This is a genomic window from Arthrobacter sp. SE2 (assembly GCF_058244265.1).
Map to the genome: position 1 here is coordinate 139,930 of NZ_JBZAYA010000011.1, position 22,212 is coordinate 162,141.

General features: G+C 64.0%; 21 protein-coding genes and 1 tRNA gene. 8 read left to right on the forward strand and 14 right to left on the reverse strand.

Annotated elements, in window-relative coordinates:
- Positions 1–13 precede the first annotated feature (13 nt).
- The 7 genes from ureG to AC4CS3_RS16125 form a co-directional block, all read right to left on the reverse strand.
- A complete protein-coding gene (gene ureG, locus AC4CS3_RS16095; protein ID WP_078106937.1) occupies positions 14–631 on the reverse strand; it encodes an urease accessory protein UreG in 618 nt (205 codons plus the stop codon).
- 16 nt (positions 632–647) lie between these two features.
- The gene (locus AC4CS3_RS16100) at positions 648–1,319 is read right to left on the reverse strand and encodes an urease accessory protein UreF (RefSeq protein WP_490784316.1); all 672 of its coding nucleotides are present in this window, start codon (positions 1,317–1,319) and stop codon (positions 648–650) included.
- Between the two features lie 213 nt (positions 1,320–1,532).
- On the reverse strand, positions 1,533–2,012 hold the full coding sequence (gene ureE, locus AC4CS3_RS16105) for an urease accessory protein UreE (protein WP_490784317.1): 480 nt from the start codon (positions 2,010–2,012) through the stop codon (positions 1,533–1,535).
- A gap of 19 nt (positions 2,013–2,031) precedes the next feature.
- Positions 2,032–3,777: an urease subunit alpha gene (gene ureC, locus AC4CS3_RS16110; protein WP_490784318.1), complete on the reverse strand. Its 1,746-nt coding sequence runs from the start codon at positions 3,775–3,777 to the stop codon at positions 2,032–2,034.
- Positions 3,774–4,214 (reverse strand): urease subunit beta, encoded by a 441-nt coding sequence (locus AC4CS3_RS16115; RefSeq protein ID WP_490784319.1) that lies wholly within the window; start codon positions 4,212–4,214, stop codon positions 3,774–3,776. Before AC4CS3_RS16115 ends, ureC begins: the two co-directional genes overlap by 4 nt.
- 9 nt (positions 4,215–4,223) lie before the next feature.
- Positions 4,224–4,526: an urease subunit gamma gene (locus AC4CS3_RS16120; RefSeq protein ID WP_078106942.1), complete on the reverse strand. Its 303-nt coding sequence runs from the start codon at positions 4,524–4,526 to the stop codon at positions 4,224–4,226.
- A gap of 204 nt (positions 4,527–4,730) precedes the next feature.
- Entirely contained in the window at positions 4,731–5,339 is a 609-nt protein-coding gene (locus AC4CS3_RS16125; RefSeq protein ID WP_490784320.1) for a DedA family protein, read from the reverse strand.
- A 96-nt stretch (positions 5,340–5,435) separates the two neighbouring features.
- Here AC4CS3_RS16125 and AC4CS3_RS16130 point away from each other — a divergent pair, with 96 nt between their 5' ends.
- Complete coding sequence (locus AC4CS3_RS16130; RefSeq protein WP_490784321.1) at positions 5,436–6,827, forward strand: CoA transferase; 1,392 nt, start codon at positions 5,436–5,438, stop codon at positions 6,825–6,827.
- Positions 6,828–6,882: 55 nt separating this feature from the next.
- Here AC4CS3_RS16130 and AC4CS3_RS16135 read toward each other — a convergent pair.
- A tRNA-Lys gene (locus AC4CS3_RS16135) sits at positions 6,883–6,955 on the reverse strand.
- Positions 6,956–7,186: 231 nt separating this feature from the next.
- Here AC4CS3_RS16135 and AC4CS3_RS16140 point away from each other — a divergent pair.
- From AC4CS3_RS16140 to AC4CS3_RS16150, 3 genes are all read left to right on the forward strand, one after another.
- Complete coding sequence (locus tag AC4CS3_RS16140) at positions 7,187–7,846, forward strand: hypothetical protein (RefSeq protein WP_078106945.1); 660 nt, start codon at positions 7,187–7,189, stop codon at positions 7,844–7,846.
- Between the two features lie 238 nt (positions 7,847–8,084).
- Positions 8,085–8,702 carry a DUF47 domain-containing protein gene (locus AC4CS3_RS16145; protein WP_490784322.1) on the forward strand — a complete coding sequence of 206 codons (618 nt, stop codon included), beginning with the start codon at positions 8,085–8,087 and terminating at the stop codon, positions 8,700–8,702.
- A 1-nt stretch (position 8,703) separates the two neighbouring features.
- Positions 8,704–9,717, forward strand: a complete 1,014-nt coding sequence (locus AC4CS3_RS16150) for an inorganic phosphate transporter (protein ID WP_437772058.1) — start codon at positions 8,704–8,706, stop codon at positions 9,715–9,717.
- 210 nt (positions 9,718–9,927) lie between these two features.
- On the opposite strand, the gene pstB is transcribed toward AC4CS3_RS16150, so the two are convergent.
- The 4 genes from pstB to pstS form a co-directional block, all read right to left on the reverse strand.
- A complete protein-coding gene (gene pstB / locus AC4CS3_RS16155) occupies positions 9,928–10,707 on the reverse strand; it encodes a phosphate ABC transporter ATP-binding protein PstB (protein ID WP_441415308.1) in 780 nt (259 codons plus the stop codon).
- 48 nt (positions 10,708–10,755) lie between these two features.
- On the reverse strand, positions 10,756–11,865 hold the full coding sequence (pstA, locus tag AC4CS3_RS16160; protein WP_490784323.1) for a phosphate ABC transporter permease PstA: 1,110 nt from the start codon (positions 11,863–11,865) through the stop codon (positions 10,756–10,758).
- A complete protein-coding gene (pstC, locus tag AC4CS3_RS16165; protein WP_490784324.1) occupies positions 11,865–12,797 on the reverse strand; it encodes a phosphate ABC transporter permease subunit PstC in 933 nt (310 codons plus the stop codon). Before pstC ends, pstA begins: the two co-directional genes overlap by 1 nt.
- Positions 12,798–12,937: 140 nt before the next feature.
- Positions 12,938–14,059, reverse strand: a complete 1,122-nt coding sequence (pstS, locus tag AC4CS3_RS16170; protein ID WP_490784325.1) for a phosphate ABC transporter substrate-binding protein PstS — start codon at positions 14,057–14,059, stop codon at positions 12,938–12,940.
- Between the two features lie 281 nt (positions 14,060–14,340).
- Here pstS and AC4CS3_RS16175 point away from each other — a divergent pair, with 281 nt between their 5' ends.
- The 3 genes from AC4CS3_RS16175 to AC4CS3_RS16185 all read left to right on the forward strand — a co-directional run bounded on the left by AC4CS3_RS16175 (position 14,341) and on the right by AC4CS3_RS16185 (position 17,574).
- The gene (locus tag AC4CS3_RS16175; RefSeq protein WP_490784326.1) at positions 14,341–15,471 is read left to right on the forward strand and encodes an FUSC family protein; all 1,131 of its coding nucleotides are present in this window, start codon (positions 14,341–14,343) and stop codon (positions 15,469–15,471) included.
- 41 nt (positions 15,472–15,512) lie between these two features.
- Complete coding sequence (gene radA, locus AC4CS3_RS16180) at positions 15,513–16,886, forward strand: DNA repair protein RadA (RefSeq protein WP_490784327.1); 1,374 nt, start codon at positions 15,513–15,515, stop codon at positions 16,884–16,886.
- Positions 16,887–16,950: 64 nt separating this feature from the next.
- Complete coding sequence (locus AC4CS3_RS16185) at positions 16,951–17,574, forward strand: Pr6Pr family membrane protein (protein ID WP_490784328.1); 624 nt, start codon at positions 16,951–16,953, stop codon at positions 17,572–17,574.
- Between the two features lie 116 nt (positions 17,575–17,690).
- Here the strand turns inward: AC4CS3_RS16185 and AC4CS3_RS16190 are convergent, their stop codons facing one another.
- Positions 17,691–19,304 carry a peptide chain release factor 3 gene (locus tag AC4CS3_RS16190; RefSeq protein WP_490784329.1) on the reverse strand — a complete coding sequence of 538 codons (1,614 nt, stop codon included), beginning with the start codon at positions 19,302–19,304 and terminating at the stop codon, positions 17,691–17,693.
- An 829-nt stretch (positions 19,305–20,133) separates the two neighbouring features.
- Here AC4CS3_RS16190 and disA point away from each other — a divergent pair.
- Positions 20,134–21,210, forward strand: a complete 1,077-nt coding sequence (gene disA, locus AC4CS3_RS16195; protein ID WP_059388344.1) for a DNA integrity scanning diadenylate cyclase DisA — start codon at positions 20,134–20,136, stop codon at positions 21,208–21,210.
- A 150-nt stretch (positions 21,211–21,360) separates the two neighbouring features.
- Here the strand turns inward: disA and AC4CS3_RS16200 are convergent, their stop codons facing one another.
- On the reverse strand, positions 21,361–22,080 hold the full coding sequence (locus AC4CS3_RS16200; RefSeq protein ID WP_490784330.1) for a hypothetical protein: 720 nt from the start codon (positions 22,078–22,080) through the stop codon (positions 21,361–21,363).
- Positions 22,081–22,212 lie beyond the last annotated feature (132 nt).

Below are 22,212 nucleotides of genomic sequence, written 5' to 3' on the forward strand. Positions count from 1 at the left end.
ACCGCCGTCGTGCTCATTGCGCCAGGTCGAGCATCAGGACGTCGTGCCGCATCCATGCGATGACCTTGTCCAGCCCTTCGTCGGTTTTGAGGTTCGTGAAGCAGAAGGGCTTGTCGCCACGGAATTCCTTGGAGTCCCGCTCCATCACTGACAGGTCTGCGCCGACGAACGGGGCGAGGTCGGTCTTGTTGATGATGAAGAGGTCCGACTTGATCATGCCTTGGCCGGCTTTGCGGGGGATTTTCTCTCCTTGGGCGACGTCGATGATGTAGATCGAGAAGTCCACGAGTTCCGGGCTGAACGTGGCCGAGAGGTTGTCGCCGCCGGATTCCACGAAGATGACCTGCAGGTCGGGGTGCCGTTTCTTGAGTTCCTCGATGGCCGCCGTGTTCATGGAGGTGTCTTCGCGGATGGCGGTGTGCGGGCAGCCGCCGGTTTCGACGCCGATGATGCGGTCCTCGGGCAGGATGCCGTTGGCCGCGAGGATTTTGGCGTCTTCGATCGTGTAGATGTCGTTGGTGATGGCGGCCATGGAGATTTCCCGGCTCATGTGGCGGGTCAGGCGCTCCACAAGCTGCGTTTTGCCGGCACCTACCGGGCCGCCGATGCCGATCTTGATGGGTTCAGACATGTGTCCTCCTATGGTTCTAGCTCATAAACATGCGCGCGCGTTGCCATTCGTGCCGCATCTGCGAAATTTCCAGCCCGGGGCTGACGGCTCCGAAGTCGTCCCAGCTGAGGTGCCGGACATGTTCGACGGCGGCAGCGACGTCGTCGTGCGCTTTGCGCAGCAGCCGCTGCCCGGAGTTCTGGCCGAGCGGGATGGCGCGCACGGCGTTCTGCGTCAGGGAGGTGACCGCCGCGAAAAGGTACCCGGCCAGCGCTTCTTCGAACGGCACGCCTAGCGAGCGCGCGACGACGGCGAACGCCAGCGGCTGGTGGCCGGCAGCCCGGCCCGTGGTCACGAGAGTCCGGTACGCCTCCAGCTCGGCCGACGGAAAAACCTCGATCCCGATCTCGATCAACCGCCCGCCCATTTTGGTACTGGCCTCCCGCAATTGCCGAGGCAAGAGTTGAGCACTGAGATGCTCATCCAACTCCCCGACAGACACTCCCTCGTAAAGGAACCGAATGCCCAAGCCATCGGAATAGGTCAACTGCTGCCCGACAAACGCCGACAACCAAGTGCCGAATGACGCTTCATCGTGAACCAACCCGCGCTCAATGTACGTCTCAAACCCCAAAGAATGAGCAAACGCCCCTGTAGGTAACGCGGAGTCAGTGAGCTGCTGCAGCGCCAGCTGATACGCCGCGCTCATGAGGTGCCTCGCAAGGTGACGTACAAGGCGAAGGCGGGTGATAGGGGCCGCGGTGTGGAGGGCACCGCGGGGGGCCCACTGCCGCGAGGGCCCCGACCCGAGCTTGCGAGGGTTGGGAGCGGCTGGGGACGGGCACGGCCCCTATCACCCGCCGAAGCTGCGGCGACCGAAGGGCTGGAGCCCCAACCCGACCGCCCGCCGCGGCCAACGAGCCTAGTGCGTGTGTTCAGCATGGCGGAAAGGCACCGGCATTACGCGTTCCTGGCGGTCGTAAGGCACACCGACGTGTTTGAGGTAGTCCTCGACCGTGTGGTCGTACTGGCACACCATGACTTCGGCCCCGTACTCGGACGCAGCGTCGAAGAACTGCGCCTGTAGGTGCCGGTTGCCGAGGGAGTGCGCCACGACACCCATTTCGTAGATGCTTCGGGCGGCGATGACCAGGACGTCGCTCGGCAGCACGGACACCACGATCAGGTTCGCATTCTCGACGGCGAGGATGTCGCCGTCGCGCAGGTCTCCGGAGCCGGCCGGGAGGCGGATGCCGAGTTCCTTCCCGTGGTCCGTGGTGACGCGCTGGATGCGTTTGACCAGTTGAGCGCTGGGCAGCACGACTTTCTCCTTGTGGAGGCCGGCGTATTGTTCGGGATCGGGCAGTTCGTGCAGGTTGCCGAGAATCTTTTCGATGATCATGTGGTTCTCCTCCGGCGGTCTAGAAAAGGAAGTAGCGCTGGGCCATGGGCAGCACGTCGGAAGGCTCACAAGTGACGTCTTCGCCGTCGACCGTCACCCTGTAGGTTTCGGGGTCGACGGCGATATCGGGCGTTTCGCCGTTGAACTTGAGGTCCGCCTTGCTCAGGTTCCGGATGCCGGACACCGGCCGGATGACGCGTTCCAGGCCAAGCTCTTCCGGGACACCCGCGTCGATGGCTGCCTTGGACAGGAAGGTGATGGAGGACTGCTGCAACGCCTTTCCGTGGGTGGCGAACATCGGGCGCATGGTGCGTGGTTGCGGGGTGGGGATGGAGCCGTTGGAATCGCCCATGAGTGCGTAGGCAATCTGGCCGCCCTTGAGGACCAGTTCCGGCTTCACACCGAAGAAGGCCGGATTCCAGAGGACGAGGTCGGCGAATTTGCCCACTTCAACCGAGCCGATGGAGTCCGCCATGCCCTGCGCGATCGCCGGGTTGATGGTGTATTTGGAGATGTAGCGCTTGATCCTGAAGTTATCGCTTTCCGCGCCCAAGCCGTTCGGAGCGCCGTGGCTCGCACCTGACGCGTCCTTGAGGACGCCTCGCTGCCGCTTCATGGCGTCGGCCACTTGCCAGGTGCGGATGACAACTTCGCCCACACGGCCCATGGCCTGGGAATCCGAGGAGGTCATGGAGAAGATGCCCAGGTCCTGGAGCACGTCTTCGGCCGCGATGGTTTCGGCCCGGATGCGGGAATCTGCGAACGCCACGTCTTCCGGGATGTCGGGGTTGAGGTGGTGGCACACCATGAGCATGTCCAGGTGCTCTTCGATGGTGTTCCGCGTGTACGGGAGCGTCGGATTGGTGGATGCCGGGAGCACATTGGGCAATCCGGCGATCTTGATGATGTCCGGAGCGTGCCCGCCGCCGGCGCCTTCGGTATGGAAGGTGTGGATCACGCGGCCATCGATGGCCTTGATGGTGTCCTCCACGAATCCGCACTCGTTGAGGGTGTCCGTGTGGATGGCTACCTGCACGTCGTATTCATCGGCTACGCGAAGGGACATGTCGATGGAAGACGTCGTGGCGCCCCAGTCTTCATGGACTTTGAGGCCGACCGCTCCTGCGCGGATCTGTTCGGCGAGCGGCTCGAGGGCAGAGGCGTGGCCTTTGCCGAGGAGGCCGATATTGATCGGGAGCCCCTCCGCCGCTTGGAGCATCCGCGAAATGTGCCATTTGCCGGGGGTGATGGTGGTGGCCTTGGTACCTTCGGCCGGTCCCGTGCCACCGCCGACCATGGTGGTGATGCCGCTGCACAGGGCCGTGGGGACTTGGTCCGGGGAAATGTAGTGGATGTGGGTGTCGACGCCGCCTGCGGTGAGGATCTTGCCCTCCCCGGCAATCATCTCGGTGCTGGCCCCGATCACGATGTCCACGCCGTCAGCGATCTGCGGGTTTCCGGCCTTGCCGATCTTGAAGATGTGGCCGTCTTTGAGCGCCACATCGGCCTTGTAAATTCCGGTGTAGTCGAGGACCAGCACGTTTGAAATGACGGTGTCCGGGACGCCCTCATCCCGGATCACTTGGCCGTTCTGCCCCATGCCGTCGCGGACCACCTTGCCGCCGCCGAACATGACCTCTTCGCCGTAGACCGTGTAGTCCTTCTCGATCTCAAGGAAAAGTTCAGTGTCCGCCAAGCGGATCGAGTCGCCCGTCGTCGGGCCGTAGAGGTCTGCGTATTCTTTGCGCGAAATTTCAAAGCTCACTGGGCTGTCCCTTCCTTGCCTGCTCCGGGCCATTCGGTGGCTCCGGGCCATTCGGTGGCTCCGGGCCCTTCGGTGGCTCCGGGCCCTTCGGTGGCAGCGGCAGCGCCGCCGTCGTGCTTTCCGGCGTCAACATCAAGGGGCCCGTTGACGCCGTTCCGTAGGCCGTAGACTTCGCGGCTGCCTGCAAGCGCAATGAGCTTGACGGTCTTGGAATCGCCGGGTTCGAAGCGCGCGGCCGTTCCGGCAGGGATGTCGAGGCGGCGGCCGTAAGCGGCTTCGCGGTCGAAATCGAGCGCGGGATTCGATTCGGCAAAGTGGTAATGCGAGCCCACCTGGACCGGGCGGTCGCCACGGTTGACGACGTCGACGGCGATTGCCTCGCGTCCGGTGTTGCAGGCAATGGGCTCTGTTTGGAGACGGTATTCACCGGGAATCATGTTGGCCTCCTAGCGGATCGGGTCGTGGACGGTGACGAGCTTGGTCCCGTCGGGGAATGTGGCCTCGATCTGAACGTCGTGGATCATCTCGGGCACGCCTTCCATGACATCCTCACGGCGAAGCAGGGTGGTCCCGTAGCTCATGAGTTCAGCGACGGTTTTCCCGTCACGGGCCCCCTCAATCAGTTCGTAGCTGATGATCGCCACGGCTTCGGGGAAGTTGAGCTTCAGACCGCGGGATTGCCGACGGCGGGCGAGGTCGGCCGCGACCACGATCATGAGCTTTTCCTGCTCACGGGGCAAAAGATGCATCGGTTCTCCTTAAAGTTCTGTGCTGCAGAAAGCGGACATCAGATCACTCGAGGCTCAGATTAGCCGAGGACGTCGGGGCAGCTACTACGGTTATAACGCCAAACATCAGACATATCCAGTTCGACCCTTCACCGCCCCTCCCGAACGAATTGTGACCAGCCTAAAGCCTTAAGGTTTCCGCCGGATTTCCGTGCTCCCTCGGCATCAGGCCTTCTTGGCGCGGTGCTTCCTGACCTGCCACACGAGCACAATCGCCACCACAATTACTGCCACCAGAGCCGCTGCCCCCCGACCCACCAGGCGGGCCACTTCTTCGTACGAATTTCCGGCCACAAAACCGAGCGTCACGAACAGGGACCCCCAGATAATGCCGCCGCTGAAATTCCAGAACGCGAAGCGCCGGTAAGGCATGCGGCTGAGTCCGGCGAGCGCGGGCATGACGGCACGAAAGAAGGCCGTAAACCGGCCCAAGAGTACCGCGACGCCGCCTTTGTCTTTGAGGAAGTCTTCGGCCTTCTGCAATTGGGCGCGCCTTTTGTCCAGGATTTTCAAGGCCATCACCCGTGGGCCGAAATGCTTGCCTATTTCGTAGCCCACGGTGTCTCCCGTGATCGCAGCAATCACCACAATGGCGATCATGACCCACAATTCGAAGAGCCCGCGGCTCGCAATCACCCCGCCGACCACCGCTGCCGTTTCACCGGGAATCACAAACCCCACAAAGATCGCATCCTCAGCGAACACCAGGGCGAAAACGATGCACGCGATCACGAGCGGGCTGGTATTCAGGAGTCCGTCCAAAAGCGCATGCATGAGGAACAGTCTGTCAGGAGAAGCTGCACTTGGGCAGGAGGCGTTAGATCCCGCTACCGTTGCTCGTTCAGTGCAGGCCCGTTGAGAATGGTGAGTGTGAACAACAGCTTCGCTGATGCGACCTCCCGCGTATGGCACGCAATCGGCGCCGATGATGCGGATTTGGCGGCCGCTCAGCTAACGATGACCGGGCCACGGGCGGTCCTCCCTGCCGCTTTCGACGTGACAGGACTTGCGACCGGGGCGGTCGCCGCCGCAACGGTGGCCGCAGCGCAGTTTCTCGCAGCCCGCCGCCAGTCACGGCAGCCAGCCGTGACGGTAGACAGCCTGCAGTCGTGCGCCGCGTTCGCGTCAGAGAGGCTGTTCACCCCGGTTGGCTGGAACCGGCCACCGCTCTGGGACCCCATCGCCGGCAATTATCGTGCGGCCGACGCCTGGATCAGGCTGCACACCAATTACGCCAGCCACCGCGCCGCCGTCGAGCGGGTGGTTGGAGCCCATGACCGCGAAACAGTTCAGGCCGCAGTGGCCGGGTTGCGTGCCGAGGAATTGGAGACGGCCATCGTGGAGGCGGGCGGATGCGCCGCCGTCATGCACAACCGCGTCCAGTGGCTGGCCTCGGCCGCAGGGGCGGCGACCGCGGACGCGCCGCCCCTGACCGTCGTCGAGCGCCGCTCATCCGGTGCCCGCACGCCGGACGCCGTCGGGAAACTGCCCTTCGACGGCGTGCGCGTGCTCGACCTGACTCGGGTAATTGCTGGACCGGTCTGCACCAAGTTCCTTGCCGGCTACGGTGCGGAGGTGCTACGGATCGATCCGCCCGGCTTTGACGAGGTGCCGTCGCTACTGCCTGAGACGACGCTCGGCAAACGTACCGCCGCTTTGGATCTCACTGCCTCAAGCGACCGCGCGATTTTCGAGGCACTGCTCGCGGGTGCCGATGTGCTCGTGTCGGGACTGCGAGGCGACGCGCTGAAACGCCTGGGTTACGACGACGAGGCCCTGACCGCCGTGAACCCTGGCCTGATCATCGCGAGCCTGGACGCCTACGGCTGGGATGGCCCTTGGCGCAACCGCCGCGGGTTCGACAGCCTGGTCCAGATGAGCTGCGGGATCGCCGACGACGGCGCTACCGCCGCGGGCCAAGCGGAGCCGGCCCCGCTTCCTGTTCAAGCCCTCGACCACGCGACCGGCTGGCTATTGGCCGCGGCCGTCGCCCGTGCCTTGACCCGGAGCCTCACCAACTCGGTGACGGCCCGCATCCAGGGCTCACTCATCGGGACGGCCAACCTGCTGTACTCGATGACCCCGCCGAACGACCACTTATCCGTAGCTGCACCGAAAGACTTCACTCTCGTGGAAACCACCACCGACTGGGGGCCGGCGCGACGCGTGCCTCTTCCCGGGCGAATCGACGGGGTCCAAGCGCATTGGTCGCAGCAAGCCGGACCGCTCGGCCGCCACCCGGCCGTGTGGGCCACGGCCTAGTTTTCGCTTGGCACAAGTAAACCCCCGGAACCGTGCGGTTCCGGGGGTTTTAGAGTGGGCCCTGTGGGGATCGAACCCACGACCCACGGATTAAAAGTCCGATGCTCTACCAACTGAGCTAAAGGCCCCTTCCGACTGTAGAAACAGCCATAGATACTGTACCTCAAGCTCAGGGCCGTTTTGACACGCGGACCACCCGCGCCGTCCTGACCTCCTTTGGGCCCAACCGCGACGACGACGCGCGGCAACAACGGCGTGTCGGGGTCCCGGCGGAATCAAACAAGGTCAGGAAGGGAACGCGCCCGCACCAGGCCCCAGTCAAGAGTGCACGAGCGAAAACACAGGAGTAGCGTTGGGGCATGAGCGAACAATCGGGACCTCCTGTGTACGGCGGAGCAAATAGGCACCACAAGCCGAAACCCTTTGCGCCGGTTGACTTCGAGCCGTTTGCCGGCGGGGCGGACCCCGCGCGCGTGTCCGAAGCCGCGCACCTTGCCGCTCAGGCCCTCGTGCGGCGAGGTCGAGATAGCGATGATCCCAAGATCACCAGGCGCCTCGTGAAGCTCGCTGATGAGCAAGGCCTGGAGGCCATCGCCGAAATGTGGGCCGAGAGCCCCGCCCGGTCCTTGCCGGGTGCCTTGTGGCGGCTCTATGCATTGCGCGCGGCCACCATGCAGAACTCGGAGCGTATCTCCGTGTACTTCAAGGCCGGCCGGGACACCGCCCAGGTTTCCCACGTTGTGGCGGGCGCTGCCGAGCCGCCGGGAGCCGACGAAATGAAGCAAATGGCCGACGCCATTCTTTCGGGAGCGTTCGACGGCGATTTCGACGTCGCGCTGGAACGCTCAGCCGCGTTTTGCCGCGTCGTCGCGCTGGGCCAAGCCACCCTGGCGGACAGTGCGGAGCATTCCAACGAAGGCCACGCAAGCAAGCTGACCCGGAACTCTCACCAGCTCGTAAAGACCGCGGAAGATCTCGAGCACGCGGCCAATGCGTGGCGCCTGGGAGAGCTGGACTGACATGAAATATAGGGGCGAGGGGCAGTCACAACCACCCCGGGCGCCAGCTGTCAAGATTGACTTAGCTCGGGCGACGTAGAAAACTGAAACTGGTGTCGAACCGCGAAACCCCCGGGCTTCAACTTATAGCCGCTTCGAGCGGCCTACCGCCGAGAGGCGTATCCGGTTCGGCACCATTTTTATGCCCCTCGGCGAAGACGCCGCCCCACCCCTATCCCTCCCGCCTACCGGAAGCCAAATGAAGCTGCGTCTCTTCCCCCAAGAACCCGCCGGGTTGCAATTGTTGTCGCAAATGGCCCGCCAGATTCTTGAGGCAACCGGGACGCTTTCTGAGATCTTCGGAGCTCCTGTCACGGAGCACGAACGGCTTGTGGAGGAGATGCACGAACACGAGGCGAAATCCACGGATCTGCATTTCGCCCTCCTGACCCACATGCGCACGAGCTTCGTGAACCCGCTCCCCCGCGAGGACATGTACGCCCTCTCCCGTTTCCTCAACGAGGCGATGGAAAAGCTGGATGCCGCAGGTGAGCTCGTTGCCCTCTACAAACTGGACCGGGTGCCCAAGCGCGCGGCGGACCAGTTGGAGATCATCAGCCGCCAGGCGGAACTCACGGTTGATGCAATGCGCCAGCTCGACGATCTAGACGAACTCGAGGATTACTGGATCGAGGTCTTGCGGCTGGCCAAGCGTGCGGAGCGCAGCCATCGGACTTGGGTGGCCGAGATGCTCCGCGACATGAAGTCCACCCAATTTTCGCGGAACCGCGACGTAGCCAATCAACTAGTGGACGCTACCAAGGACATGCGCCGCGTCGCCACCCAGGTAGGCAGCATCATCGTCAAGGAAGCATGAGGTGGCGGTCGCGTTCTTCGCCCTTGTGGTGGTGCTGGCGGCTGGCTTCGCATTCCTGAACGGCTTCCGCGACGTCTCCACCGCCGTCGCACTCTCTGTGCGGACCCGTGCCCTGACTCCGTCGGTTGCCGTCGTGTTGGCGGCCGTCTTCAACTTTGCCGGCGTGCTGCTCAGCGGCGGTTTCGCACTGGTCTTCAGCCAGTCGTGGGTGGTTCTCCCCTCGGGAATGAACGGGCTTACAATACTCGCCGCGGGGTTGTGCAGCGCCATCCTTTGGGGAATCTACGCTTGGTGGCGCGGTGTGCCGCTCTCGTCAACCCATGCCTTGGTGGGAGGCCTCGTTGGCGCCGGAGCCGCAAGCGCGTTGATGGGAGGCAGCTCGATCAGCGGGGTGGACAGTATTTTGCTGGCGCAAGTAGTCCTGCCGTTGCTGCTGTCCCCCCTGATTGCCTTCCTTGGCGCCTATCTGCTCGTGTGGCCTGTCACGTGGGCGGCCCGCTACACCCAGCCCGATGTTGTGCATGGCCGCTTCCGCCACGCGCAGTCTGTCTCGGCCGCTGCCGTCGCGTTCGGCCACGGCCTGCAGGACGGGCAGAGATCCGTAGCGGTGATCCTGTTGGGAGCCGTAGCGGCCGGGGTGTCCGACTCCAACGACCTCCCGTTCTGGGTCATCCTGCTGACTGCTGTCATGCTCACAGCGGGAACGCTTTGTGGTGGTTGGCGCATCTCGTACACCCTGGGTTACAAACTGACGCGGGTAGACCCGATGCGGGGATTCATCGCCCAAAGCCTGACCTCGCTGATGTTGTTCGTCGGTGCCATTGGCTTCCACTTGCCGCTTTCCACCACGCACACTGTGACGTCGGCAGTGCTCGGCGCAGGAACCAACCAGAACTTTTCCGTCACCAACCGTCGGATGGTGCTGCGGATCCTGGGGTTCTGGGTCGCGACGCCGATCGTTACCGCCGCAGTGGCGTTCGTCCTTGGGCTGGCACTCTCGCCGCTATCGCACTGAGCGGAGCGAGTCCCGCTGAGTTCAGCGGGACTCGCCAGGCACGCAAAAGCCCGACGCCGGCAGTCACCGGAAGGTGACCGTCGCCGTCGGGCTTTTCGCGGGGGCCTAGGGTGGCGGTGACTGGGCCCACGCCGCCAGGGTTCCCTGGCCGGGGGCCCACACCGGCGAGGGCCCCGGCCTGAGCTTGCGAAGGCTGGGAGCCGGTGGGGACTATCCGAACCGGCCGGAGACGTAGTCTTCCGTGGCCTTCTGGGACGGGTTGTTGAAGATCGTGGTGGTGTCCGCGAACTCGATGAGCTTGCCCGGCTTGCCAGTGCCGGCGATGTTGAAGAACGCGGTCTTGTCGGAAACGCGTGCGGCCTGCTGCATGTTGTGGGTCACGATCACCACGGTGTATTCGTCCTTGAGCTCATTGATGAGGTCTTCGACGGCCAAAGTAGAGATGGGGTCCAGCGCGGAGCAGGGCTCGTCCATGAGGATGACCTGCGGTTCCACAGCAATGGCACGGGCAATGCAAAGCCGCTGCTGCTGGCCGCCGGAGAGTCCGGAGCCGGGCTTCTCAAGGCGGTCCTTGACCTCGTTCCACAGGTTGGCGCCGCGCAGGGACTTCTCCACAAGCGCGTCGGCCGCACCCTTGCTGATCCGCTTGTTGTTCAGCTTCACGCCGGCAAGCACGTTGTCTCGGATGGACATCGTGGGGAACGGGTTGGGCCGCTGGAAGACCATGCCAATCTGGCTGCGGACAGTCACCGGGTCCACGCCCACACCGTAAAGGTTGTCGCCGTCGAGCAGGACTTCGCCTTCGACGCGCGCCCCGGGAAGCACTTCGTGCATGCGGTTCAAGGTGCGCAGGAAGGTGGACTTGCCACAACCGGACGGGCCGATGAACGCCGTGACCGATTTGGCTTCAATATTGATGTTGACGCCTTCAACGGCCAGGAAGCTGCCGTAGTAGACGTTCAGATCCTTGACGTCGATCCGCTTAGACATGGTGTTCCTTCGGTGCTGTGGTTGAAAGTTTGCGCGTGGCCTGGCGGCTCAACGGCCGGCCTTGGGGGCGAAGATCCGGGCGATCAGCCTGGCGCCGAGGTTCAGGAGCATCACCAGGACGATCAGGACCAGCGCGGCGCCCCATGCCCGCTGGCTCGACGGGTCCGGGTTGGACGGCGAGGTCGGGTTCAGGATCTGCGTGTAGATGAACGTGGGCAGCGAGGCCATCCAGCCGCCGAACACGTTGTTGTTGATGGTTGTGGCGAAACCTGCGGTGACCAGGATCGGAGCCGTCTCGCCAATCACGCGGGCAATCGCCAGGGTGACGCCGGACGCGATGCCGGAAATCGCCGTCGGGATGACCACCTTGAGGATGGTGCGCCACTTCCGGACACCCAGCGCGTAAGCCGCCTCGCGGAGCTCGTTCGGGACGATCTTGAGCATTTCCTCGCTGGAGCGAACCACCACCGGAATCATCAGGACTGAAAGCGCGACGGCGGCGACCGCACCGGTCTTGGTGCCCGGGCCGACCACGGCGAAGAAGAAGGCTGCGGAAAAGAGACCTGCCACGATCGACGGGATGCCGGTCATGACGTCGACGAAGAACGTGATGGCACGGGCAAGGGCCCGGTCATTGCCGTACTCCACGAGGTAAATCGCGGTCAGCAGCCCCACCGGAACCGAGATGACAGTGGCGAGCAAGGTGATCTGCACGGTGCCCAGGAGCGCGTGGTAGATACCGCCAAGGACCTTAGTGCCTTCATCTACACTCTTGTTGTCAAGGGAACCTGTGACGCCGTTCATGGAAGTCGTCAGGAAGCCGGGGGTGACGATGCCAGGGATGCCGTTCACCAGGACGGTCCAGATCACCGAAATCAGGGGCAGCAGCGCCACGAGGAACGAGCCGACGATCAGGCAGGTGGCAAGCTTGTCGCTCGCCTTCCGGCCGCCTTCGACAACTACGCTCCAGCCGACCAGGCCGATCGCGAAGAGGATGGCGGACACGAGGCCCCAGCCGAAGGCGTTGAAGCCGATCAGCGCCAAGATCGCCGCGCCGAGCACCAGGGCGACGGCAAGGACGACGTACGGTGCGAAAGCGGGCAACTGGCCCTTGGTCAGTGCGGAGCGTTTGCGCGCCACAGGGGCTGTGACAGTCATTAGTTGGCTCCTGAGAATTCTTTGTGCCTGGAGATGATCCAGCGTGCAATCATGTTGACACCCAGGGTGATGACGAACAACACCAAGCCGGCCGCGATCAACGTGCTGACCTTGAGTCCGCTGGCTTCAGGGAAGTTCAAGGCGATTTCCGCGGCGATGGTCTGGTTGCCGGACTGGATCAGGCTCGCGGTCAAAACGCCGGAGGACAGCACTAGCGCGACGGCCATGGTCTCGCCAAGTGCGCGGCCGAGGCCAAGCATGATGGCGCTCACGATACCCGGGCGGCCGAACGGCAAGACAGCCATCTTGATCATTTCCCAGCGGGTCGCCCCGAGGGCCAGAGCGGCTTCCTCGTGGAGCTTCGGGGTCTGCAGGAAGATTTCACGCGAAAGGGAAGTGATGATCGGCAGGACCATGACGGAAAGGACGATGCTCGCGGTCAGGATGGTCTTGCCGGTAGCGGAAGCCGGGCCTTGGAAAATCGGCAGCCAGCCCATGTTGCTGGCCAGCCAGCCGTAGGCGGGCGAAATCTGGGGGGCAAGGAATGCCGCGCCCCATGCGCCGTAGACCACGGAAGGAATGGCAGCGAGGAGGTCCACCACATAGCCAAGGCCCGAGGCAAGCCTGCGGGGCGCGTAGTGGGAGATAAACAGCGCGACGCCGATGGCAACGGGAGTTGCAATCACAAGGGCGATGACGGCGGCAATCAGGGTTCCCACCACGATCGGACCGATGTAGGCGAAGAAGCCGTGGCCGCCTTGGATGTCCGCGGGTGGAGCCACAAGGGCCGGAATGGCCTGGATGACAAGGAAAAGTGCGACGCCGAAGAGAACCGCGAGGATCAGGCATCCCGCGGCCAAGGTGGCTCCGGAGAAGACCTTGTCCCCGGCGCGTCCGGCACCTTGGGAAGTGGTCAAGGAGTTGGTGGTCACTTCACGATCCTTCAGATTCACTCAAAAATGGCCAAGTTCCCCGCCCCGTCCGGTGATGTTTCACCAGCGCGGGACGGGGAACGTTGATATTCAAGGGTAGTGGTAACGCGGTCCGCGGCACCACTACTCCATTGTGGTCCTTAGGCCTTGGCCTTGATGGAGTCAACAGCGGCCTTCGCCTTGTCCTGCAGCGCCTTGGAGAGCGGAGCGGACTTGGCGGAGCCGGCAGCAGCCTGCTGGCCGGCGTCGGAGACTACGTAGCTCTCGAATGCCTTGACCAGGTCAGCGGTTTCCTTCTTGTCGTAGGTGGTGCAGACGACGTGGTAAGAAACGAGGACCACCGGGTAGGCCGAGGAATCCGTCGTGGTGCGGTCGAGCTTGATGGAAAGGTCGCCGGTCGGGCGGCCTGCAACGGGCTTGCCCAGTTCAACAGCCTTGGCGGCAGCGGCAGCGGAGATCTTGACGAAGTCCGAGCCAACCTTGATCTGCGCGGTGCCGAGCTTGCCGGAAACTGCGGAATCGTCAGCGTAAGTCACGGCACCCGGGGTGTCGGTGACGGTCTTGACGACGCCGGAGGTGCCCTTGGCGTTCTCGCCCTTCAGGGACGCCGGCCAAACGCCAGCAGCCTTGTCGGTCCAGACCGAGGGAGCAGCAGCAGCCAGGTAGTCGGTGAAGTTCTGGGTGGTGCCGGAGTCGTCAGAGCGGTTGACCGGGGTGACCTTCAGGTCCGGAAGCGTGACGCCGGCGTTCAGGGCGGCGATAGCGGGATCGTTCCAGTTGGTGATCTGGCCGCGGAACATCTTCGCAACGGTGTCGGCGTCGAGCTTCAAGTCCTTGACGTTGGGAATGTTGAAGGCAACGGCGATCGGGGAGACGTAGACCGGAATGTTGATGGCGCCATCGGTGCCGCACTTGGTCTTGGAGGTGGTCAACTCAGCGTCGCTCAGGTACGCGTCGGAACCGGCGAACTGGGCCGAACCGTCGAGGATGGCCTTGCGGCCTGCGCCGGAACCATCCGGGGAGTACTGGACCGTGGCACCCGGGTTGGCGGAAGCGAATGCGGCCTTCCAAGCGTCCATGGCCGCGCCGGTCGAGGAGGCGCCGATGCCGGTCAGCGTGCCGGTGACCTTGACGGCTGCGGCGCTCGGGGTGGCTGCCGGTGTGGCGCCGGTTGCGTTGTCTGAACCACAAGCGGTCAGCGCAAGGGCGCCGACTGCGAGGACCGCGATTGCCGCATTGCGGCCGAAGCGAGTTGCCTTCACTGGGATGTACCCCTTCCAGGGATTCTCTGATGCGTACCGAGGGAGAAAGTCGGCATACGAAAGATTTGCGTACGTGTTTGTACCTTTATTGACGGTAGGAGCCGCAGGTAACGGGATCGGCCGTCCAAAGTGAACAGAAGATGAACGGCTGTGGACCATTGGCTTACATATACAGCGTCGCCCTTGCGCTTGGCGTGTCATGGGGGATTGGTGACGCCCCTCACTTTGGGGTTCCCTCGGCGATCCGCACTCCATAAGCCCCTCCTGAATAGACTTGAGCCATGACCGCCCCCCAAGGACTTTCAGCAAGCAAGAAATTCCTGCGGGCACGGCTGCGCACCGGCCTCGTCCGCAGCCGGAACTCGTTGGTTCCGGCCGTCCAGATGACCGTGTGCGCGGTGGGCGCCTACGCGTTCGCTGAATACATCCTGGGGCACTCAGGACCCCTTTTCGCCGCGACTTCGTCACTGATCGCACTCGGCTTCTCGCGGGATCCCCGGCTTCGCCGGGTAGTGGAAGTCGGGTTTGGCTGCACCCTCGGGATCGTCGTCGGTGATCTCCTGCTCCACTGGTTGGGTTCGGGGATCTGGCAAGCCGCTGTCGTCCTTCTTTTCTCCATCCTGTTGGCACGTTTCCTGGACGGTGGCTCCATTTTCACCACCCAACTGGGCCTGCAATCGCTTCTCGTGGTCTTGCTGCCCGCGCCGGCAGGGGGACCTTTCACCCGGAGCATCGACGCTTTAGTAGGCGGGGTTTTCGCGCTGCTGGTCACCATGCTGGTCCCGAAAGACCCGCGCCGGGAACCGCGCCAGGACGTCCGCAAACTCCTGCACGAACTCTCGGAGGTCCTCCGTGAATGTGCAGACGCCTTGATCAGCAGCGACTCCACCCAGGCCTGGCACGCCCTCATCCGGGGGCGGAACTGCCAGCCCCTCGTGGACCGGATGCGCCAATCCCTCAAGGCCTCTGGTGAAGTGGCCACGCTTGCCCCGGCGTATCGTCGGCACCGCGACGAGCTGACCATGCTGGAGGAGTCGCTGGATTCCATCGACCTTGCCCTCCGCAACAGCCGGGTGTTCGCGCGGCGGCTCACGAGCGCCATTAACCATGCAGCGTTGACGGACGAGGCGACGGACAGCATTTCGGAGGTCCTGCAGGACACTTCCGCCGCCGTCGAGGAGCTCTCGCTCGGTCTCGCTGAAGTGCACGACGGCGCCCGCCGCGCCCACCTGCGCGGTGCGCGGCAGGACTTGGCCGACATTGCCACCCGGCTGCACCCCAAAATGCTGCACGTCCAGAAGCTTGAGGGTGAAACAGTGGTGATGCTCTTCCGCCCGCTCATGGTGGACCTGCTCGAAGCCGCGGGCATGGACCCCAGGGAAGCCCGGGACGTTCTTCCTCCCTTGCAGTGAGGCGCACTTGACTGTCCTACCCCTCCATTAGCCTTGTACGCATGGCTTCCAAGACCTCACGCACCTCCAAGACTCCCGCGTACAAATGTGCCGAATGCGGGTGGACCACGGTCAAGTGGGTGGGGCGCTGCGGTGAGTGCCAGGCGTGGGGCACCGTGGAGGAAACAGGCGTCGCGGTTGCGCGTACGACGGCGGCCACAACAGTTTTGGAGCCGGCCCGCCGGATTGCCGAGGTAGACGGCACCACGGCCGCATTCCTGCCCACCGGCGTCGACGAGCTGGACCGTGTCCTGGGCGGAGGCCTTGTTCCCGGTGCGGTGATCCTGCTCGCCGGGGAACCCGGCGTCGGGAAATCCACCCTCCTCCTGGATGTCGCCGCGAAGTTCGCCCGCACGGGCCAGGACGTCCTGTACGTCACGGGCGAGGAATCTGCTGCCCAGGTCAAGCTCCGTGCGGAGCGGATCGACGCGGTCGCGCACACCCTCTATCTCTCGGCGGAAACGGACCTCGGGCAGGCGCTGGGGCAAGTGGAGAAGCTTGAGCCGAAGCTGCTGATTGTGGACTCCGTACAGACCCTCAGCAGCGCCGATGTCGAAGGCAGCGCTGGCGGAGTCTCACAGGTCCGGGAAGTCGCGGCGTCCATCATCGCCGCCGCAAAGCGCCGCAACATGACCACCTTGCTGGTTGGCCACGTGACGAAGGACGGCTCCATTGCCGGTCCGCGTCTCCTGGAGCACTTGGTGGACGTTGTGTGCCAGTTCGAAGGCGAGCGCCATTCGCGCTTGCGCTTGTTGCGCGCGGTCAAGAACCGCTACGGTGCCACGGACGACGTCGGCTGCTTCGACCTCAATGAGGCCGGCATCGAAGGCCTAGCCGATCCCAGCGGGCTTTTTGTATCGCGGACACGCGAGCCGGTGTCCGGCACTTGCATCACGGTGACCATGGAAGGCCGACGCCCGCTGCTGGCCGAGGTGCAGTCGCTTCTGGCCGAAAGTACCAGCTCACAACCCCGCAGGGCCACGAGCGGCCTGGACAGCTCGCGCGTGGCCATGCTCCTGGCCGTGCTCCAACAGCGGGCTGGCTGCATCCTGCACAAGGACGACTCCTACGTGGCCACTGTCGGAGGAGTGAAATTGAGCGAACCGGCCACCGACCTGGCTGTGGCGCTTGCCGTGGCCTCGGCAAAGGCGCGCAAGGCACTGCCGCAGCGGCTCATTGCCTTCGGCGAGGTTGGCCTGGCCGGCGAGGTCCGTCCGGTTCCCGGGATCAACCAGCGTATCCACGAGGCGCAGCGGCTTGGGTTCACCCACGCCGTGGTGCCGGCGAGTCCCAACGGACCAGGCCCCGTCCCGGAGGGTTTCTCGGTCCGCGAAGTGGCACACCTGGCGGAGGCCTTGGAGTTGCTGATCACCTAGCGGCCGGCTTGGCTTCGGAGTGTCGGGTGCATGGGTTGGCCTCGTCCACCAGAAGATTGTCCCCATGACAAAAAGAAATGTGCTCATTGGGGGACGCCTCTTCTTTGGCCTCTTGACCCTTGTTGCGGTGGGGACGCAGCTCACCGTCCACGTCGGTCTGGGCTTCGATCCGTGGAACTTCTTCAGTTACTTCACCAACCTGTCCAACATCTTCGCGTCGGTGGTGCTGCTGATCAGCGGCTACCGCGTGCTGGTTGGCAAGCGGCCCAGCGAGCTCGACGACGCCACCCGGGGCACTGCGACGATCGCCATGGCCGTCGTGGGACTCGTCTTCGGCGCACTCCTGGCGGGGCAGGATCTCGGCTCCCTGCTCCCCTGGGTCAACTTCGTGGTCCACTACCTGATGCCGGTTGTCATGGTTGCCGATTGGCTGTTCCAGCCTCCGCGCTCCAGGCTGACCATCAAGCACCTCTGGTACTGGCTGCTCTACCCGGTTGCCTATCTCGTCTACAGCCTGATCCGCGGCTCTTTCGTCAACTGGTACGCCTACTGGTTCATCGACCCTATGCGCGCAGGCGGTTGGGGCGCAGTGGCGGTCTTCGCAGTGGCGATCTCCATAGGATTCCTCGTGGTGAGCCTCGCCATGCTGGGACTGGGAAACAAGCTCGAACGCCAAGTGAGCTACTGACCACTCCCCCAAGCCCACGTCCCCCACGGGACATGCTCCCTGTTCGAACCAGGGGCTGGACATAACAGCAATATGTCCAGCCCTCAGCTCATACGAGGGGCATGTCCAGGGAAATACTATTTTGCCGGGTTGTGCGTGCCGATCGGGACCAGCGTGAGTTTCGGGTGGTTCTTCTCGATCCGGCGCAGTGCCCAGACGTCGTTGAACAACGCGAGGTATTCGCCGTCGGACCTCAGCAGCACCTCTGCGCCAGGGACGTTGGCGAGCGCCGGCATGGCCTCCGCCGTCGAGATTCTTGCCATCGAGTACGGAAGGCGCTCCAGGCGCATCGGGGCGTTGAAGTCGTGGGCCATGCGGTCTTCCACAACCTCGAACTGCATGGGACCGACAGCCGCGAGCACGGGTGCCTGGTCGCCCCGGACGTCGGAGCGGAGCACCTGGATGACGCCTTCGTGCTCAAGCTGCTCAATGCCGCGGCGGAACTGCTTGAACCGGCTGGGGTCCTGGGACCGGGCTACTTGGAAATGCTCGGGGGCAAAGAGCGGAATGGCGGGGAATTCCACGGGCTCGCCGAGGAACAGGCTGTCCCCTACGCGCAGCGAGGACGCGTTGACCAGGCCAACGACGTCGCCGGGATAGGCCTCGTCGATGACTTCGCGTTCGCGCCCGAACACCTGCTGGGCGTACTTCGTGGCGAAGGACTTTCCGGTGCGTGTCTGCGTGACCACCATGCCGCGCTCGAAGACGCCGGAGCACACACGGATGAACGCGACGTGGTCGCGGTGGGCCTTGTTCATGCCTGCCTGGACCTTGAAGACGAACCCCGCGAAGGGAGCGTCTACCGAACGGGGCTCGCCGTCGACGTCGGGGCGGGGCGCGGCCGGAGGCGCGAAGTCCACCAGGGCGTCAAGGATTTCCTTGACCCCGAAGTTCAGGGCCGCCGAACTGAAGAGGATAGGTGTTGCCGTTCCGGCGTGGAAGCTCTCAATGTTGAACTCGAGGTTCGATTCGATCACGAGTCCGGCTTCGTCGACGGCGTCGCTCCAGTTGTTGCCCTGGGTTTCAGCTGCTTCCTCCGGAGTGAAGTACTCGGTGATGGCGATGTTGGCACCGGCATTGTTGCGCGCGAACCGTGCGAAGCGGTCATTTCGCAGGTCCCAGACTCCACGGAAGTCGCCGGAAATGCCCACGGCCCACGTCAAGGGCATGGGCTGGAGTCCGGTGCGTTCCGTGATCTCGTCCATCAGCGCGAGGGCGTCGAGGCCCGGGCGGTCCCATTTGTTGATGACCGTGATGATGGGAAGGTTCCGCTGCTTGCAGACCTCGAAGAGTTTCATGGTCTGCGTTTCCAGGCCCTTGGCGGCGTCCACCAGCATCACTGCGCAGTCGACGGCGGCCAGGACGCGGTAGGTGTCCTCGGAGAAGTCGGCGTGGCCCGGGGTGTCCAGCAGGTTGATCACAGTGTCCCGGTAGGAGAACTGCAATGCCGCGGAGCTGATGGAAATACCGCGGTCCTTTTCCATCTGCATCCAGTCGGAAACAGTTTCCTTGCGGTTGGCCTTGCCGCTGGACGCACCGGCGGTGCCGATGACCTTGGCGTGCAGGGCGAGGGCTTCCGTGAGCGTGGACTTGCCGGCGTCAGGATGCGAAATGACCGCGAAAGTCCGACGCCGGGAGGCCTCATGGTGAATTTCCTGGACTCGGGCGGGGCTCAGGACTTCTTGGGACACGGTGCTACTTTCGCTGCGATCTGGGCGTTGCCCGCATTGGAACGACGGGCCAAACGTGGGATGGAGGCTGGATACTGGCCCCGTGCCGGCCGGGGGCCAACTCAGGGAGCGGCACGATTTGCGCGCCAGCCAAGATACCAAGTTTATCGCAGCCCGGGACCATGCCGGAGGCAGGGTCCCGGGCCAGCGCTTAACAGGATCGAAACGAGGTGCACAAACCTCCGAAATCACCTGCCGATAGTTTGAACGCATAGCGGACGCGTCCGGCCCGGATTGGAGCCATCCGCCAGGAAAAACCAGGCAGCCGACGATGGCATGAAAGGAACAGGGCATCAATGAATCCAGGGAATGACTTGTTCTACGATCCCTTCGGCCCCTCCCCCGCGGGGAACCCCGCTGCGAACCAGCAAGGACACAGGCCGAACGCCGGCAGAGGCGGAGTCCACCCTCCTGCGAGGCAAGTGCATCCGGACACGGGAAGGGCTGCCGCCCGGGAAGCGGCGCTGCAGAGCGTGCGACGCGACCTTGAGCGACTCGCGCGCCTTCGGACGGCTCCCTGAGGGTCAAGGGTCACTGAGGTTCCGGGACCGAACTGAGGGTCCAGGGACGAGCTGAAAGTGGCGGTGCGGCGGCCGCCGTCGAACGCGTTTCGAAGGTCCCGCCACATAAGCTAGTTTGGGGCACTTTAAGGCTTACCCGTGCGGTTGTTGCCGGTCTATACCTCTATCATTGAGCTTGCGGGAAACCTGGCATTTTGCTCCCGTCGACTTACTGCTGAAAACCGGCACACTTGCGGGCGCGCCTGCGTGCACCTTTGAAGGGAACACCTATGGCTCGGAGCCCCGAAGATTCGCTCAAGGCGACTCTGGGCAGGGTGGCCCCCGGAACACCGTTGCGCGACGGCCTGGAACGCATCCTCCGTGGGCGCACCGGCGCCCTGATTGTGCTGGGAACGGACCGGACCATCGAATCCATCTGCTCCGGCGGCTTTGAAATCGGTATCGATTTCTCCCCGACGCGGCTGCGTGAACTCGCGAAGATGGACGGTGCCATCATCTGCGACAAGGACGCCGGGAACATCCTTCGTGCCGCGGTACAGCTTGTGCCGGACTCCAGCATCGAGACCCAGGAATCAGGAACGCGTCACAGGACGGCCGAGCGCGTGGCCATCCAGACCGGAGTTCCGGTGATTTCGGTCAGCCAGTCCATGCAGATCATCGCCCTCTACGTCAACGGCCTGCGCCACGTGCTTGAGGGCTCCGAGAAGGTTCTGGCCCGAGCCAACCAGGCTCTCGCAACCCTGGAACGTTACAGCGCCCGCTTGGATCAGGTCACTAGCGCCCTATCGGCCCTCGAAATCGAGGCCATGGTCACCGTCCGGGATGTGGCTGTCACCCTCCAGCGCCAGGAAATGGTCAGGCGTATTGCCGAGGAAATCGCTCAGTATGTCCTGGAGCTGGGTGAGGACGGCAGGTTGCTCTCGCTGCAGTTGGAAGAGCTCACCACCGGCCGCGGCCCGGGCAGTGACGTGATCATCCGCGACTACGCCGGCGCCGACGCCTCGCCCGAGGACATCGACGGTGCGGTGCAGGCCCTTCTGGATCTTGGCCCGGCGGAGCTGATCGATCTGGGCAAGATCGCCGGGATCATCGGTTTCGCCGGTGGCATGGACGTGCTCGACGCCGGTGTGCAGCCGCGCGGCTACCGCCTCTTGTCCGGGCTGAAGTCGGTTCCGAAAGCCGTGGCCGACCGTTTGGTGGAGCATTTCGGCGGACTCCAGTACCTTATGGCCGCCACTATCGACGATCTCATGACCGTGGACGGCATCGGCGACCAGCGCGCCCGGACCGTCCGCGAAGGGCTCAGCCGCATGGCCGAAGCCAGCCTGCTGGACAGGTTCCTCTAGTCCCCACCGCCGCCCTAACCTCGCAAGTCCCCACCGGCTCCCAGCCTTCGCAAGCTCAGGCCGGGGCCCTCGCCGGCGTGGGCCCACGGCCAGGGAACCCGGGCGGCGTGGGCCCAGTCGGTTGTTGAGCAAATGGCTGGACAGGTTCCTCTAGCCAAGTTGGAAGACCGCTTTGGTGCTCGCCTTGTTTCCCAGTACGGCCTTGAAGGTGTAGGTGCCGGTGGCAGGCTTGGCTGAGATTACGCCGCAGCCCTCCGTCGTCCGGTTGCGTTGCCACGGGAAGTTGGCGATCTCGCTCTTGCCCGGATCAATCTGCTTCACGAGGTCATCGCCCTTCGCTTGGCAGTCCTTGGAGGAGAAAATCCGGTCCTCGCCGCTCATCACCAGGAACTCCATCTGGGACGTGCCGACGTTGACCTGGCACGGTGCCGCTCCGCCATTGGTGATCTTCATGCTCAGCACGGGGTTCTGTCCGGCCGCATAGGCCGGCTGGTCCGTGGACGCCGTTACCGTCACCAGATTGAGGTCGCACACCGGCGTGGCCGTGGGCGTTGTGGTGGCCGCGATGGGATCCGTCGTAGGGGCCTGGCTCGCCGGAGCGGCTCCGACCGCTTGGGTCTTGGATGCGCCGGGATCAGCCTTGCCCGCAAGGGATGAACTCATAGCCACGGCCCCGGCCACGAGCATCGCCAGGACCACCAGGAGCGCGCCGAAAACAACCAGCCTCCGACGCCGGTAAACGGCAGGGCTCGTCCGTCGCCTTTGGGGCCGGACCCCGTTCGCCGAACGGTTTGCGCCTCCGGCCCGGGCAGGGCTTTTCGCCGACGGCGACGTGCGCGCCCTCGGCGGTTGCTTGCCCTTGTTGACCATGCTTCTAGGCTAGGCAACGCAAGGCGTGGATGGTGCCGCACCACGCCGCCGGGACCGGATCGGAGCCAGTATGACCTACGTCATTCCCGGCCGGCTCCACTACAGTGGATGGCAGGAATCGGCCGCCAACAG

Excerpts from the sequence above, each read along its gene's own strand:
- AC4CS3_RS16200 (WP_490784330.1), bottom strand. The coding sequence starts at position 22,080 with ATGGTCAACAAGGGCAAGCAACCGCCGAGGGCGCGCACGTCGCCGTCG.
- AC4CS3_RS16100 (WP_490784316.1), bottom strand. The coding sequence starts at position 1,319 with ATGAGCGCGGCGTATCAGCTGGCGCTGCAGCAGCTCACTGACTCCGCG.
- radA (WP_490784327.1), top strand. The coding sequence starts at position 15,513 with ATGGCTTCCAAGACCTCACGCACCTCCAAGACTCCCGCGTACAAATGT.
- pstA (WP_490784323.1), bottom strand. The coding sequence starts at position 11,865 with ATGACTGTCACAGCCCCTGTGGCGCGCAAACGCTCCGCACTGACCAAG.
- AC4CS3_RS16115 (WP_490784319.1), bottom strand. The coding sequence starts at position 4,214 with ATGATTCCCGGTGAATACCGTCTCCAAACAGAGCCCATTGCCTGCAAC.
- disA (WP_059388344.1), top strand. The coding sequence starts at position 20,134 with ATGGCTCGGAGCCCCGAAGATTCGCTCAAGGCGACTCTGGGCAGGGTG.
- pstB (WP_441415308.1), bottom strand. The coding sequence starts at position 10,707 with ATGTCTAAGCGGATCGACGTCAAGGATCTGAACGTCTACTACGGCAGC.
- ureG (WP_078106937.1), bottom strand. The coding sequence starts at position 631 with ATGTCTGAACCCATCAAGATCGGCATCGGCGGCCCGGTAGGTGCCGGC.
- AC4CS3_RS16185 (WP_490784328.1), top strand. The coding sequence starts at position 16,951 with ATGACAAAAAGAAATGTGCTCATTGGGGGACGCCTCTTCTTTGGCCTC.
- AC4CS3_RS16145 (WP_490784322.1), top strand. The coding sequence starts at position 8,085 with ATGAAGCTGCGTCTCTTCCCCCAAGAACCCGCCGGGTTGCAATTGTTG.
- AC4CS3_RS16140 (WP_078106945.1), top strand. The coding sequence starts at position 7,187 with ATGAGCGAACAATCGGGACCTCCTGTGTACGGCGGAGCAAATAGGCAC.
- ureE (WP_490784317.1), bottom strand. The coding sequence starts at position 2,012 with ATGATCATCGAAAAGATTCTCGGCAACCTGCACGAACTGCCCGATCCC.
- AC4CS3_RS16120 (WP_078106942.1), bottom strand. The coding sequence starts at position 4,526 with ATGCATCTTTTGCCCCGTGAGCAGGAAAAGCTCATGATCGTGGTCGCG.
- AC4CS3_RS16175 (WP_490784326.1), top strand. The coding sequence starts at position 14,341 with ATGACCGCCCCCCAAGGACTTTCAGCAAGCAAGAAATTCCTGCGGGCA.
- AC4CS3_RS16125 (WP_490784320.1), bottom strand. The coding sequence starts at position 5,339 with ATGCATGCGCTTTTGGACGGACTCCTGAATACCAGCCCGCTCGTGATC.